12 protein-coding genes and 1 riboswitch are annotated in these 13,910 nt (G+C 71.8%); of the genes, 5 read left to right on the forward strand and 7 right to left on the reverse strand.

Annotation, left to right across the window (positions count from 1 at the left end; all coding sequences use genetic code 11):
- Positions 1 to 317: 317 nt before the first annotated feature.
- Together ITJ60_RS01400 and ITJ60_RS01405 are read right to left on the reverse strand one after the other, a co-directional pair.
- Positions 318 to 1,349 carry a LacI family DNA-binding transcriptional regulator gene (locus tag ITJ60_RS01400; RefSeq protein WP_194646440.1) on the reverse strand — a complete coding sequence of 344 codons (1,032 nt, stop codon included), beginning with the start codon at positions 1,347 to 1,349 and terminating at the stop codon, positions 318 to 320.
- Entirely contained in the window at positions 1,328 to 3,364 is a 2,037-nt protein-coding gene (locus ITJ60_RS01405) for an aldo/keto reductase (RefSeq protein WP_194646441.1), read from the reverse strand. The genes ITJ60_RS01400 and ITJ60_RS01405 overlap by 22 nt, the downstream gene beginning before the upstream one ends.
- Positions 3,365 to 3,566: 202 nt before the next feature.
- Here ITJ60_RS01405 and ITJ60_RS01410 point away from each other — a divergent pair, with 202 nt between their 5' ends.
- The 5 genes from ITJ60_RS01410 (at position 3,567) to ITJ60_RS01430 (ending at position 7,700) form a co-directional block, all read left to right on the forward strand.
- The gene (locus tag ITJ60_RS01410; RefSeq protein ID WP_260235400.1) at positions 3,567 to 4,877 is read left to right on the forward strand and encodes an ABC transporter substrate-binding protein; all 1,311 of its coding nucleotides are present in this window, start codon (positions 3,567 to 3,569) and stop codon (positions 4,875 to 4,877) included.
- Positions 4,874 to 5,908 (forward strand): carbohydrate ABC transporter permease, encoded by a 1,035-nt coding sequence (locus ITJ60_RS01415; RefSeq protein ID WP_132100037.1) that lies wholly within the window; start codon positions 4,874 to 4,876, stop codon positions 5,906 to 5,908. Before ITJ60_RS01410 ends, ITJ60_RS01415 begins: the two co-directional genes overlap by 4 nt.
- Positions 5,905 to 6,819, forward strand: coding sequence for a carbohydrate ABC transporter permease (locus tag ITJ60_RS01420; protein WP_194646443.1), 915 nt, complete (start codon positions 5,905 to 5,907; stop codon positions 6,817 to 6,819). Before ITJ60_RS01415 ends, ITJ60_RS01420 begins: the two co-directional genes overlap by 4 nt.
- A gap of 95 nt (positions 6,820 to 6,914) precedes the next feature.
- Positions 6,915 to 7,463, forward strand: coding sequence for a TetR/AcrR family transcriptional regulator (locus ITJ60_RS01425; RefSeq protein ID WP_123292071.1), 549 nt, complete (start codon positions 6,915 to 6,917; stop codon positions 7,461 to 7,463).
- A 66-nt stretch (positions 7,464 to 7,529) separates the two neighbouring features.
- Positions 7,530 to 7,700, forward strand: a complete 171-nt coding sequence (locus ITJ60_RS01430) for a hypothetical protein (protein WP_159574085.1) — start codon at positions 7,530 to 7,532, stop codon at positions 7,698 to 7,700.
- 83 nt (positions 7,701 to 7,783) lie between these two features.
- On the opposite strand, the gene ribH is transcribed toward ITJ60_RS01430, so the two are convergent.
- The 5 genes from ribH to ITJ60_RS19215 all read right to left on the reverse strand — a co-directional run bounded on the left by ribH (position 7,784) and on the right by ITJ60_RS19215 (position 13,747).
- Positions 7,784 to 8,263: a 6,7-dimethyl-8-ribityllumazine synthase gene (ribH, locus tag ITJ60_RS01435; RefSeq protein WP_194646445.1), complete on the reverse strand. Its 480-nt coding sequence runs from the start codon at positions 8,261 to 8,263 to the stop codon at positions 7,784 to 7,786.
- Positions 8,260 to 8,940, reverse strand: coding sequence for a 3,4-dihydroxy-2-butanone-4-phosphate synthase (gene ribB / locus ITJ60_RS01440; RefSeq protein ID WP_194646446.1), 681 nt, complete (start codon positions 8,938 to 8,940; stop codon positions 8,260 to 8,262). The genes ribH and ribB overlap by 4 nt, the downstream gene beginning before the upstream one ends.
- Positions 8,940 to 9,593 carry a riboflavin synthase gene (locus ITJ60_RS01445; RefSeq protein ID WP_194646448.1) on the reverse strand — a complete coding sequence of 218 codons (654 nt, stop codon included), beginning with the start codon at positions 9,591 to 9,593 and terminating at the stop codon, positions 8,940 to 8,942. The genes ribB and ITJ60_RS01445 overlap by 1 nt, the downstream gene beginning before the upstream one ends.
- Before the next feature lie 90 nt (positions 9,594 to 9,683).
- Positions 9,684 to 9,818, reverse strand: a riboswitch (FMN riboswitch).
- Between the two features lie 168 nt (positions 9,819 to 9,986).
- The gene (locus ITJ60_RS19210) at positions 9,987 to 12,410 is read right to left on the reverse strand and encodes a bifunctional lysylphosphatidylglycerol flippase/synthetase MprF (protein ID WP_194646450.1); all 2,424 of its coding nucleotides are present in this window, start codon (positions 12,408 to 12,410) and stop codon (positions 9,987 to 9,989) included.
- Positions 12,407 to 13,747 carry an alpha/beta hydrolase gene (locus ITJ60_RS19215; protein ID WP_194646452.1) on the reverse strand — a complete coding sequence of 447 codons (1,341 nt, stop codon included), beginning with the start codon at positions 13,745 to 13,747 and terminating at the stop codon, positions 12,407 to 12,409. Before ITJ60_RS19215 ends, ITJ60_RS19210 begins: the two co-directional genes overlap by 4 nt.
- Positions 13,748 to 13,910: the final 163 nt, after the last annotated feature.

Here is a 13,910-nt window from a genome sequence, read left to right on the forward strand (position 1 = left end):
AATGCAACCAACAGGCGGACGGGAGGCCCGTGGCGGGCTCGCCACGGGCCTCCCGTCCGATGGCTGGTCCCGCCCAGGGCGGGAGGCCGGAGCGACGGCACGACCTGCGTCCGGTGCCGGGTTCCGGTGCCGGGTTCCGGTGCCGGGGTTCCGGTGCCGGGGTTCCACAACACGCCGCGTGGACTCTGCCCGGGTTCCGATGTCGGGCGGCTTGAGCGCCGACATGCCGAGATTTCGGAGCCTCGGGGGCGGGACCGCGGCGGGGCGGGGCGGGGCCGGGCGGGGCGGGGCCAGGCGGGGCGGGGCGGGGCGCGCCGTCAGGCGGAGTCGCGGACCAGCAGGCTGTGGCGCACGGTGCGCTGCACTGCGGCGCCGTGCCGCGGCAGCTCACCGGCGAGCATGCCGAGCGCGAGCGTGAGGGCCTCACGCGCGACGGCGTCGAGGTCGACCGCCAGGGTCGTCAGCATCGGCGACACCAGTGCGCCGAGCGGCAGGCCGTCGACGCCGACGACCCGGACCTCACCGGGGACGTCGACGCCCGCGCGGCGGCAGGCCTGCAGCACGCCGAGCGCCATCACGTCGTTGAAGGCCAGGATCGCGTCGAGTCGGCGCTTCCGAGCCAGGATCCGCACCGTCTCGTCGGCACCGCACTCGGCGGTGCCGTGCGGCGCGTGCACGAGCTCCGGCAGGTAGCCGCGGCGGCGCAGCGCGTCGAGCATGAGCAGGCCGCGCGCACTCGTGTGGTCCGCCGACGAGTTGTCGAGCACGACCGGGTGCCGCACCCCGGTCGCCACCAGGTGGTCGGCGAGCGCTTCGATCGCGTCGGCGGGGTCGATCCACACCGCCGCCGTGGGCGGATCGGATGACGGGTCGAGCTCGACCATCGGCACGTTGCCGAGGAGCTCGCTCCACCGGTGCCGGCGCGAGCCGAGGTAGCCGATGACCACGTCGGTCTGCGCACCGAGCGCCTGGACCATCCGATCGGCGTCGCTCGCCAGGTCGACGTCGGCGAGCATGACGTTCCACCCCTGCTCGGCGGCGAGCCGGAACACGGCGGACGCGAGCTGGGGCGTGTACGGGTTCCGCAGGTCGTTCACGACGAGCCCGAGCTGGTGGTCCCCGCCGGTGACCAGCCCGCGGCCGAAGCGCGACGGCCGGTAGTCGAGCGACGCCGCGACGGCGAGTACCCGTTCCTTCGTGGTCGCGCTGATGCCGGACATGCCGTTCATCGCGCGGGTGACGGTCTGCCGGGACACCCCGGCGGCCGCGGCGACGTCGATGATCGTCGCGCGGCCGCCGGAGTGCGGGCCGTCCGGTGGCGACTGGGTCAGTCGCGGAGGTCCAGCCATGCCACCTGTTCCGGGGTGAGGTCGACGGAGAGGCCCGTCATGGACGATCGGGCTTCCGCGATCGTACGCGGTCCGAAGAGCGGGAACGTCGGGAACGGCTGGTTCAGCACGTACGCCAGGGCGATCGCCGTGGCGGGGACGCCGAACCGGTCGCCGAGCTCCCGCGCGCGACGGAGCCGCTCGAAGTTCTCGTCGCTGTAGTAGCAGCGGACGAGCTCGGCGTCGCTGGTGTCCTCCGGCGTCGCACGACCGGTGAAGAAGCCACGGGCCTGCGACGACCACGGCAGCAGCGGGACCTGACGCTCCTCGAGCCACGCCTTCGACGCGGCGTCGGTCGCGTGCTCGCAGCCGTCCCACGGCACGTCGTAGGCCTCGGCCAGGCCGAAGTGGTTGCTGAGGACCTCGAACTCGTGCTTGCCGTTCGCCCGTGCGTAGGCGTTGGCCTCGTCGAAGCGTGCCGGCGTCCAGTTCGACCCGCCGTACACGCGGATGCGGCCGGCGCGGCGGTGCTCGTCGAGGACGTCGACGAACTCCCCCACCGGGATGTCCGGGTTGTCGCGGTGCATCATGTAGATGTCCGCGTAGTCGGTGCCCTGGCGCTCGAGGCTCTCGAGCAGCTGCTTCGTCAGGGACTCCGGGTCACAGAACGGCGTGTGCGCACCCTTCGTGATGACGACCACGTCCTCGCGGACGCCGCGGTTCTGGATCCACTTGCCGAGCCGGCCCTCGAGCACCCCGCCGCCGTAGATGTAGCCGGTGTCGAACACGTTGCCGCCCTGCTCGACGAACAGGTCGAAGATCGCGCTGGCGTGCGCCAGGTCGGGCTGGTTGTCGACGCCCATCACCAGGCGCGACAGCCGCTTGCCGACACCCGGGATCTCGCCGTACTGCATGGGGTTGCCGTCCTGCACCCGGAGCGGCCGACCGCTCACGGTGGGGATGTCGGCGGACTCGGCCTCGAACGGGTAGCGCAGGCCGATCGCGGCGCGCCACTTGTCGAGGGTGCGGGCGGTCGCGAGCGACTCGTCGATCGTCATCTGTGCTGCCTCGACCGCACCGGCACGCAGGGCGTCGGTGGTGGCGTCGGCCTCACGTGCGTAGGGGTGCTCGCCGGCGAAGGACAGCGTGCGCGGGTCCTCGTCGACGGTGTGCACCTCGATCGTCGGGTCGGCGCCGAGGGTCCACGGGTCGGCGAGCAGGAGGCGACCGCGCGTGCCGTACACCGCGACGGCGTTGTCGTCCTGCACGAAGACGCCGGTGCGGACGGACGCCGTGATGCCGCCGCGGTAGGTCAGCTGCGCGACGGTCCACTCGTCGACGCCGGTCGGCCCGAGGGTGCCGGTGGCAGTGAGCTCCGTCGGCTCGGCGACGGCGACACCGGTCGCGGCCTGCACGATCGCGGCGGCCATCGTCACCGGGTACCCGCCGACGTCGAGGATCCCGCCGCCGGCCGTGTCGACGTCGAACAGTCGGCCGGTCCGCTCACCGGTACGGAACGCGAACGAGGCGTCGATGTGCGTGACCTCGCCGATCACGCCGTCCCGCACGAGGTCGAGCAGTGCGGCGGTCTGCGGGTGGAAGCGGTACATGAACGCCTCGACCAGCGGCAGGCCGGCCTGGCGTGCGGCATCGGCGAGCGCCATGGCGGTGCCGTGGTTCGGGGCGAGGGGCTTCTCGCACAGGACGGCCTTGCCGGCCTCGAGCGCGGCGAGGACGAGCCGCGCGTGCCCGGTGTGCACGGTCGAGACGTACACGGCGTCGACGCGCGGGTCGGCGAGGACCTCGTCGTAGGTCGCAGCAGAGACGTCGGCGAACCCGAGCTGCGCGGCTTCGTCGGCGAAGGTCTGCGCCCGCTCGGTGGACGAGCTACCGGCGGCCACGAGTGCACCACCGCTCGCGGGCAGCTGGGAGAGGAAGCGGCGGGCGATGCCCCCGGGGCCGAGGACGGCCCAGCCGGGGCGGTCGGCGACCGTCGGGGTCGTGGTGCTGGCGGTGTTCGCGGTCTGCGCTGACATGCGGATCCTTGTCGTCTCGTGAACCTTCACGGTCACGACGACGCTAGTGCCACACGCCCGGTGGATCAATGCGGAAGTGCTTGACACGGCGTGTCTCACAGAGGATGCTCTGGACCACTTCGTGAGCGTTCACGGTCGAACGCTCCGGGGACCCGGTATCGCTGTGTCCAACCCGATCTCAACGACGAGAGCAGGTAGTTTCGTGACGTCATCTCCATCGATCAGTCTCAGCAGGCGGGGGTTCCTCGCCGGCGCAGGTGCCCTCGGAGCCCTCGCCACCACCGCCTTGTTGGCCGGGTGCTCCACGAGCACCGCCATCTCCAGGGACCCTGACGAACTCGTCCTCTGGTACTGGAACCGGTCGCTCGACCCGAAGTTCCTGCGGCAGGCCGCCGGGGGGATCGCCGGGCAGGGGTCCAAGCGGCTCCGCCCCGACCTGATCGGCGGTGCCTCGTACGACACCAAGTTCCGGACGGCGCTCGCCGGGAACGCGTTCATCCCCGATGTCCTCATGGTCAACTCGAACTGCTGGCTGTACTTCCCCGACGAAGACCTGTTCACCGACTTCGACGACCACGGCGGCGCGGCGAAGCGGGACGAGTACTACGACTGGAAGAGCGCGCTCGGCCGGACGCCGAGCGGCCGGCAGTGCTTCTGGCCCGTCGACACCGGACCGACCGGCTTCTTCTACCGGCAGGACGTCCTGGCGAAGGCCGGGCTGCCGACCGACCCGGACGAGGTCTCGGACGCGATCGCGACGTGGGACGGGTTCCGCTCCTTCGGCGCGAAGATCCGGAAGGGTGCGGACGCCGCGACGGTCATCACCGCCAACCAGCTCTTCAACCAGTACATCTACGCCAGCCCCACGCGGTACTTCGACCGTGACGACCAGCCGGTCTTCGAGCAGGACGACAGCTCGGTGCGGCAGGCGTGGGAGAACGCCGTCGCCTGCGTCCGTTCCGGCCTCACCGGCAACCTGCAGTCCGGCACCGACCAGAACGCCGGGTGGGTGTCCGGCCGGGTCGCAGGACAGATCGAGGGCGCGTGGTGGACGCAGGTCATCCACGACACCGCTCCGGACGCCGCCGGCACGTGGCGGGTCGCCCGGCAACCGGATCGCCCGGGCAACAGCGGCGGGTCGTTCCTCGCCGTCCCGAAGACCTCGAAGGACCCGGCCGCGGCCGCCGCGTTCGCGCAGTGGATCACCTCGCCCGAGGTGCAGTCGCACACGTACAACGACATCCAGCTGTTCCCCTCCACCCCGGCGTCGTTCGACAACGGGATCATGCGGAAGCCCGGCGACTACTTCGGCGACCAGGACCCGCTGGCGTTCTTCAACGCCTCGGCGATGGACGTGCCGGTGACGTACATCTCGAACTCCGAACGGTTCATCGGTGCGTTCGCGACCGAGATCACGAACGTCGAGGCCGGGGGCAAGGACCCGGACCGCGCCTGGCAGGACGCCGTCGACCAGACCAACCGGGTCCTCGACAAGCGGGGGGTCCGCGCATGAGCACCAAGCAGGCGCCCCCGACGACGAGCATCCCCGCGGTCGTCGGGACACCGACGTCCTCCATCACCACCGCAGCGACCGGCAAGCGGTACGGGTTCCGCCGGTTCTGGCCGCAGTACGTCGCGATCGCGCCGTTCTACGTGCTCTTCCTGGTGTTCGGGCTGTTCCCGATCGTGTTCTCGATCGTGCTGTCGTTCACCGACTGGGACGGGGTCGGCTCCCCCGCGTTCGTCGGTCTGGCCCAGTACCAGTACCTGCTCGGCGACCCGCGGTTCTGGAACGCCGTCGGCAACACGTTCCTCATCTGGGTCATGTCGACGATCCCGATGCTGTTCCTCGCGCTCGTGCTCGCGTTCCTGCTGCACGGCAACATCCGGGCGAAGGGCTTCTACCGCGTCGCGTTCTTCGTGCCGAACGTCACGAGCATGGTCGCGATGGCGATCGTGTTCGGCTCGGTGTTCTCCGACGGCTTCGGCCTGGTGAACGCGGCACTGCGCGCACTCGGTGCGGACCCGGTCGGGTGGCTGTCGTCGTACTGGGGCATCAAGGTCACCATCTCGGTGATGGTGATCTGGCGATGGACGGGCTACAACGCGATCATCTACCTGGCCGGACTGCAGTCCATCTCGACCGAGTTGTACGACGCCGCGAAGGTGGACGGCGCGAACGCGTGGCAGATCTTCTCGCGCATCACCGTGCCGCTGCTGCGCCCGGTGATCCTGTTCACCCTCATCACGTCGACGATCGGTGGGCTCGGGCTCTTCACGGAGCCGCAGATCCTGTTCAACGGACAAGCGGTGGGCGGCCCCGACGAGGCCGGCATGACGATCGTGCTCTACCAGTACGAGCAGGCGTTCAACCAGTTCGACTTCGGGTACGGCTCGGCGATCGCCTGGGTGCTGTTCCTGTTCTCCGTGGTGTTCGCGATCATCAACTGGCGTCTGCTCAGTGAACGCGACGGCCTGAAGACCCCACGACGACTCCGCGTGGCCCGCACGGTCCGCACCAGCACGAAGGGGGTCGACGCATGACCGCGACAACGACCACGACGACGACCAACACCGCCGCAGCACTCGGGCGACCGGGCGCCGCGGGCAACGACCGTGGCCGCGGGTTCCGCCGCGGCTGGCTCGGGACCGCCGTCACGCACCTCTGCCTGATCGTCGGGGTACTGCTGTCGATCTTCCCGTTCTGGTGGCTCCTCGTGATGTCGACGTCGACGAACGCCGAGATCTTCGGCTACCCGCCGTCGCTCTGGTTCGGGGACAACGCCCTCGCGAACGTGGCGTCCGTCTTCAGCAACGTGGACATGCTGCGGGCGCTCCTGAACACCGTGCTCGTGGCCGGCAGCACCGCCGTCCTGGTCATGCTGTTCGACTCGCTCGCCGCGTTCGCGTTCGCGAAGTACGAGTTCCCGTTCAAGCGCACACTCTTCACCGTCATGCTCGCCACGTTCCTGGTGCCGGGCAGCCTGTCGCTGGTGCCGAGCTTCGTGCTCATGGCGAACCTCGGGTGGATCGGTGGTCTGCAGGCACTCATCATCCCGGGGGCGGCGAACGCGTTCGGCATCTTCCTGCTCCGGCAGTTCGCCACCTCGTCGATCCCGAACGAGGTGATCGACTCGGCCCGAGTGGACGGAGCGGGGTTCTTCCGCACCTGGTGGTCGGTGGCGGTCCCGATGCTCCGCGGCGGGCTCGCGTTCCTCGGCATCTTCACCTTCATCACCGCCTGGAACGACTACGTCTGGCCGCTCATCGTCCTCATCGACCCGAAGGGACAGACCCTGCAGGTGGCCCTGGCCGGACTGAGCTCGGTGAACGCGACGGACCTCGGGGCGGTGATGGCCGGCGCCGTGATCAGCGTGTTCCCGCTCATCGGCGTGTTCATCATCGGCTCGCGCCACTTCATCGCCAACATCGCCGCAGGAGCGCTGAAGGGCTGACGCGCCGAGCGCCCTGACCGGCCGGGTGCAGGCGTCACGGGACGGCCCGCGACGCCTGCACCTGCTCGTCCACAACTCCTCCTAGACTCGTGCCCATGGCCAGTGCCCGCGACCGCGTCCTCGACAGCTTCGTCGCCATCGTGTGCGAAGACGGCGAACGTCCCGCGACGCTCGACGCCGTCGCCGCCCGCGCCGGTGTCTCCAAGGGCGGGCTGCTGTACCACTTCGGCTCCAAGGCGGCCCTGGTCGAGGGGCTGTGCGAGCGACTCTCCGACCTGTCCGCGATCGACGTCGAGCGCATGGCCGAGGCCGAGGACGGTGCCGCCCGCTACTTCGTCCGCAACTGCCTGTTCGTCGGCAGCGAGCTCGACCTCGCGCTCCTCGCCGCGAGCCGCCTGCAGCAGGCCGGCTACGAAGAAGCGGGCCGGACCCTCGACGACACCGAGAACGCGTGGCTCGTGACCCTCGTCGACGCGCTGCACGACGAGCCCACCGCTCAGGCGGTCAAGCTCCTCGGCGACGGCCTGTACCACCAGGCCTCCCTCGGTGCCGCGAGCGACGGTCGACCGAAGCGCAGCACCGTCGACATGGAGGCGCTCCTCGCCGTCGTGGACCGGCTGATCGCGACGAAGCCCGGCGCGTGAACGACCATCCCCGTTCCTGGGGATAGACTTGGCGACGTTCCACTCGTCGACACCCGGAGGTATCCCGTGGGCCGCGTCATCGCCGCTGTTTTCTCGATCCTGCTGCTGCTGGTGTCGATGTACCTGTTCGGGTTCGCGTTCCAGGTCGACTCGGGCCAGGCGTTCATCTTCATGGGTGGCCTCATCCTGATGACCCTCTCCTTCTTCCTGCCGATCCACGTGTTCGGCAAGCGGTAACCACTCCGCACGCAGAACGGCCCCGCACCTCTCGAGGTGCGGGGCCGTTCTGCGTGCGGGCGCCGTGTCGGGAACCAGCCGCGCTACGCGAGCACGCGCAACGAGCGCAGCATCACCTCGGTCGCGACCGCGGCGTGCACGGCCTCGGCGCCCTTGTCCTCCTTCGAGCCGGGCAGCCCGGCCCGGTCGATGCCCTGCTGCTCGTCGTCCAGGGTGAGCACGCCGAACCCGACGGGCTTGCCGGTGTCGATCGCCACGCGGGTGAGCCCACTCGTGGCGGCGTCGGACACGTACTCGAAGTGCGGGGTGCCGCCGCGGATGATCACGCCGAGCGCGACCGCGGCGTCGAACCCGGCCTCGAGGGCGGTCTTCGCGACGACGGGCAGCTCGAAGCTCCCCGGGACCGGGAACACCGACGCGGTGGCGCCGAGCCGTTCGACCTCGCGCTGCGCCCCGGCGAGGAGGCCCGCCGCGATCGTGTCGTGCCACTGCCCGGCGACGATGGCCACCCGGATCCCGGTGCCGTCGACGTGGTCGCGGTCCGCCGCGCCTGCTCCGCTCATCGTGCTGTTCCTTCCGTGGACAGGGCAGCTGCTGCCGCCGTCCGGTCTGCCGCGTCCAGCCACTCGACGAGCGCGGCGATGGTGATGACGGGCACGCCCTCGCGCGCCCCGAGTGCGACGAGCGCCGGCAGCCGCATCATGCTGCCGTCCTCGTCGACGATCTCGCAGATCGCCGCGGCGGGCCGGAGCCCGGCTGCGGTGACGAGCTCGATCGCGGCTTCGGTGTGTCCCGCACGCTCGCGCACCCCGCCCGGTCGTGCCCGCAGGGGGACGACGTGGCCGGGGCGGTGCAGGTCGTCGCGCACGGAGGTCGGGTCGGCGAGGACCCGCAGCGTGCGCGCTCGGTCGTGGGCGCTGATGCCCGTGGTGACCCCGACGGCTGCGTCGACGGTGACGGTGTACGCGGTGCCGCGGACGTCCTCGTTGTGCTGGACCATCGGCGGCAGGTCGAGGGCGTCGGCGATCTCGGCGCTCACGGGCGCGCAGATGAACCCCGACGAGTGCGCCACGGTCCAGGCGATCCACTCCGGCGTCGCGAGCTCGGCGGACAGGATGACGTCGCCCTCGTTCTCGCGGTCTTCGTCGTCGACGACGATCACCGGGCGGCCGGCCGCGACCGACGCGAGCGCGGCCTCGATGCTCGACGACCCGAGGGTCTGCGGGACCGCGGCGACCATCACCGGGCCTCCGATCCGACGGTCTCGAGCGAGCCGACGGCGGCGTCGAGCCGCAGCATCCGGCGCACGTGCCGCGCGAGCACGTCGGTCTCGACGTTCACCCGGTCGCCCGGCACGCGCAGGCCGAGGGTCGTGGCCTCGAGCGTCTCCGGGATCAGGCTGACCTCGAACCAGGCGGCGTCCGGCGCGGTGTCCTCGGACGAGACGGCGCTGACGGTGAGCGAGACGCCGTCGAGCGCGATCGACCCCTTGTCGACGACGAGCGGGCTGAGCGCCGGCGCGAGCGAGAACCGCACCCGGCGCCAGCCGTCGCCGTCCGCGGTCTCGAGCACGGTGGCGGTGCCGTCGATGTGGCCCTGCACGATGTGGCCGCCGAGGCGGTCGCCGACCGACGCCGCGCGCTCGAGGTTCAGGCGGTCGCCCACCCGCAACGCTCCGTGCGCGCTCATGTCGAGCGTCTGCTTCATGACGAACGCGGTGAAGGAGTCGGGAGTCTGCTCGACGACGGTCAGGCAGACGCCGCTGGTGGCGATGGAGTCGCCGTGGCTGGCGTCCGCGACCACGATCGGCCCGCGGACGGTGAGCGCGACGGAGTCGCCGTGCTGCTCGACGGCGGTGACGGTGCCGAGTTCCTCGATGATGCCGGTGAACACTGGTGTCCTCTCAACGGGACTCCGGGGGTGTTCGACGATCGTCGGCATCGACGGACGGGTCGTCCCACGCAGGGTGGGTCGTCTCGTCCGCCAGCGCGCCTCCCATCCGGACTCTCACCGTCGGTCCCGGAGTTTCACCGAGTCAACCTCTGCCGGGTTCGCACCCGTCATCAGTTCGTGGACTGTCACCACCGGTTCGGAATTGCACCGACCCCGGAGCGCTTGCGTAGTCGGAACGATACCCCAGACCGGTGACGGACGCGTCGGGCCGGCGCGGGGCACGTAACGGGGCGACGCGGCGCACGACCGGGAGGCCCGTGGCGGGCCCGCACCGCGCCTCCCGTCCGCCGTCCGGTCGTGTCCACCGCTCCGGCCCCGTCGACCGTGCCGGGGTCAGCCGCGTCCGCGCGCGAGCGCGACCGCCTGCCGCAGCGACAGGTCCGGCAGGTACGCCCGGACCACCGCGAGGCCGATCGACGGCAGCGCGACCGGGTCGGGGTAGGCGAGGACGAGCGGGTGCAGCTCCGGGCCGAACTTCTGCTTGAACCGGAGCAGCGAGCGGAACCCGTAGACCGGTTCGAGGACGCCCCCGACGAGGTCCAGCAGGCTCTGCACGCCCTCGCTCGGCGCAGCGTTCTCACCCGCCTGTGCGAGCGGCGCCGCCGACAGGCTGAGCCGCTCGACACCGTCCTCGCGCATCCGCTCCGCGGCGCTGGCGACGAGGAACTCCATCACGCCGTTCGGGGCGGCACCGGTCCGGCGCATGACGTCGAGCGTCCACCCGACGACGCGGCCCGCGCGGTGGCTGGGGAGCCAGCTGGTGACGGCGAGCACCGTGCCCGCGGCGTCCTGCGCGACGAGGACGCGGACCGCCGGGTCGCGCATCTCGTCGACGCCGCCGAGCGTGAAGCCCATCTCCGGCAGGTCCCGCTCGGACACCCACTCCTCGGAGATCGCCTCGATCTGCCGCGTGGTCGAGCCCGGCAGCTCCTGCCAGGACGACCAGGTGGCCGTCGTGCCGTCGCGCTTCGCCTTGTTCACCGCCGTCCGGACGTCCTGCTTGCGCTTGCCGCTCGTCGTCCAGACCCTCGGGTCGAGGTCCGCGTCCTCGGCGACCGGCAGCGTGCTCCACCCCTGGGCGGTGAGGGTGTCGGCGGTGTCCGTGCCGATGCCGTAGAAGACGGCCGTCCAGCCGACGTCGTCGCACCACCGCGCGAACGCCGTCATGGCGTCGGCGCGGGCGTCCGGCCAGCCGAACGGACCGCCGACCGTCACCGCGACCCGGCCGTTCCGGCGGAAGGCGACACCGGCCCGGCCGTCCGCGGCGAACCAGTACGCGTTGCCCTGCCAGGTCGTCATCCACCCGAACGCGTCACCGCCACCGGCCTCGAGGAGCGCCCTGGCGCGTTCACGGTCGCCGTGGGTCCGGTCACCGTCCGCATCGGGCTCGACCGCCCCCGTCGGCCGGACGGCTGCGAAGGCGATGACGAACCAGAGCAGCGGACCGGCCAGACCGATCACGACGCGGAGCATCGGGTGCAGCGACGGGAGCCGGTCCCAGAACGTCACCGGCGCGATCGGACCGAGCGCGGCCACGGCCAGGCGCAGGGGGTCCTCGACGTGCTGCGGCGACGAGGCGGCCGTGACCAGGACCGCGGTCACGACGACGCCCGCGGCGGCGAGCACCGTCACCGCGAAGGTGACGACCCGGCGGCGGGACGGCAACACGGTGAACGACCGTCGGAGCAGCACGAGCACCACGGCGGTCGCGAGCGGGACGACGATCGACGCGGCGATGGACACGTCGACGACGAACCGGTCCTCCGGCCCGCGCAGCTGCTCGATCCGTCCCGGCACCGCGCCGTACGTGACAGCCGCAGCGACCGCCGTGACGACGTCGACCACGACCACGAGCCACACGGCGAACCGGCTGCCGCGGAACAGGCCGAGGCCGCCGACGACGAGCACGAGGAGCGGTGCGGCAGCGAGGACGAGGCTCCACGGGTCGGTCGCGCGGTACGCGAGCAGTGCGCGGAGGCACTCCCCCGCGACCCCGTCGGCGCGACACCCGTGCACCGGCGTGACCGGACCGGCGCCCACCACCGCGGCGATCGGCGCGAGGATGCCGACCCGTGCGCGCGAGACCAGCGCGATGACGGGGCCGACGGCGGACACCAGCACGACGGTGCCGAGCAGCACCCGGGTCTCGCGGTGGGAGCTCCGTACCCAGCCGCTGCGCTTGGGCGTCCGACGGAGCAGCTCGCCGAGCAGCCAGCCGGCACCGGCGGCCAGCACGGCGTAGAGGTCCGAGGCGTGTCCGGCGTACAGCAGCAGCGCAGCCACCACGGCGAGCGCGTTCACCCGGATCCGGCGTCGCCACAGGGGTCCGGCGAAGGCGCTCGCGGTGACGATCGTCCCGACGATCGCGGTCCACGGGTCGAAGCTCGTCGCACGACCGAGCAGCAAGGACCCGACGTCGCGCCCGTCGGAGTCGACGAAGGCGCTGAGCGCGCCGATCCCGGTGCCGACCGTCGTCGTCACCACGAACGCGAGGACGGTCCGCCACGACCCCATCAGCCGTTCGGCCGCACCGACGAGGACCACCACCCCGGCCAGCGTGACGAGCAGGGCGACGACGCCGGTCGACACTGCGAACACCCGGAACGGGCCGTACGACACCGGTCCGCCGCCGTGCAGCACGCGGAGGACGACCGCGGCGGCCGAGGTGGCGAGCACGAGGACGACGATCGCGGTCGTCACCGGGTGGCGACGGACCGCCCGCAGTGGTCCGCGCCAGCCCCACCCGGTGCGGGTCACAGGGCGCCCGTCGTCGTGGGGAGCCCGAGGTGTGCGATGACCGTCGGCAGACCGTGTGCCAGGACGTACCGCACGGTGTTCCAGTCGTGCGCGGAGCCCGGCGACACCACGAGCGGCGCCTGCATCCCGACGCGTTCGGCGACCGCTCGGAGGGCATCGGTGGACGCCCGGTACGGAGCGTCGTCCTGGCCGAACCCGAAGACCGTCAGGTGGTCGCCGTACCGGCCGTGCGCGGTCATGATCGCGCTCGGCGACGCTGCGCGGTACGCGGCGGCCGACCCGCCGAAGCCCAGGGCGATCGTGTTCTGGACCGTGCCGTTCCGCGGTCCGGCCTCGCTCGAGATCGCCAGCGCGGACCCGAAGACGTCCGGGTGCGCGGTCGAGAACTGCATCGCGCACGTCGCACCCTGGGAGAACCCGACGATCCCCCACGCGCTCGGCGCCGTCGCGACCGGCAGGTGCTCCCGGATCCACCGCACCGTGTCGGTCATCACGTACGTCGCGCTCCGGCCGAGGCGCCGGGAGTCGACGCACATCGGGTTGCGCTCAGGAGCACCGAGCTGGTCCGGGGAGACGACGATCGGGGCGAGACCGTGGTGGGCGTCGGCATAGCGCTCAAGGTACCGGCCGAGGTCACCGGTCTGGAACATGTCCGCCGGCTGCCCGGGCTGGCCGGAGAGCGCCACGAGGACGGGGAGGGTCGGCGGGTGGGCGACCCGGGCGGCCGGCGGCAGCCACACCACGGCCTTCCGGGCGCGGAAGTGCGACACCGTGCCGGGGATCCGGACGCTCAGGGTCTCGCCCTCGCGCGGCATGCGCGCCGGAGCCCGCCAGCGCGCGGCGTCGACCACCGCCCCGTCGTGCGCACCGTGCTGCTGGACGGCGAGGGACCGCGTCGCGTACGGGTTCGTCGCGACCGCCTGCTCGAGGTCCTTGTAGAAGCCGAAGTCCACGTTCACCCCGAGGCCGGCCGACAGCGCGACCGCGGCGGCCGCACCGACGGCGACCACCCGCAGCGTCCAGCCGCCCTGCACGAGGACGACGAGCAGCAGGGCGACCGCGGCGAACGCGAAGGCGATCCACATCCGGGTGACCGGGGTGAACGCGACCCCGAACAGGTCCTGGACGTCGCCCGTCCACCAGACCGCGACGAGCCCGGCTCCCGCGCCGACGAGCAACGCCGCGAGCCGGATGAGCACGGCCCGGACGGGGTGCGCACGGGTGCGTCGGAGCACGGGGGCCGTGACGACCCAGGCGGTGAGCAGCACCGCGAGGACGTCCACGGGGGCGAGGACGTCGCGGCTGGTGACGGGGAGGCGCAGCATGTCGTGGAACACGGTCTCATCGTGGCGTCACCCCGCTGCTGGCCAGCCGTCGAGGCGCTTCGGCTGCGCACAGGTTCGCCACCGTCCGGTCACAGCGGCCTGGCGGGATCCTCCCAGCCGCGGGCAGGGGGACGAGGGGCACCGCAGGTGCGGTGCCCCTCGAGCCCCGTTCGTG

The organism is Curtobacterium sp. VKM Ac-2884 (assembly GCF_015350945.1).
Lineage (GTDB): Bacteria > Actinomycetota > Actinomycetes > Actinomycetales > Microbacteriaceae > Curtobacterium.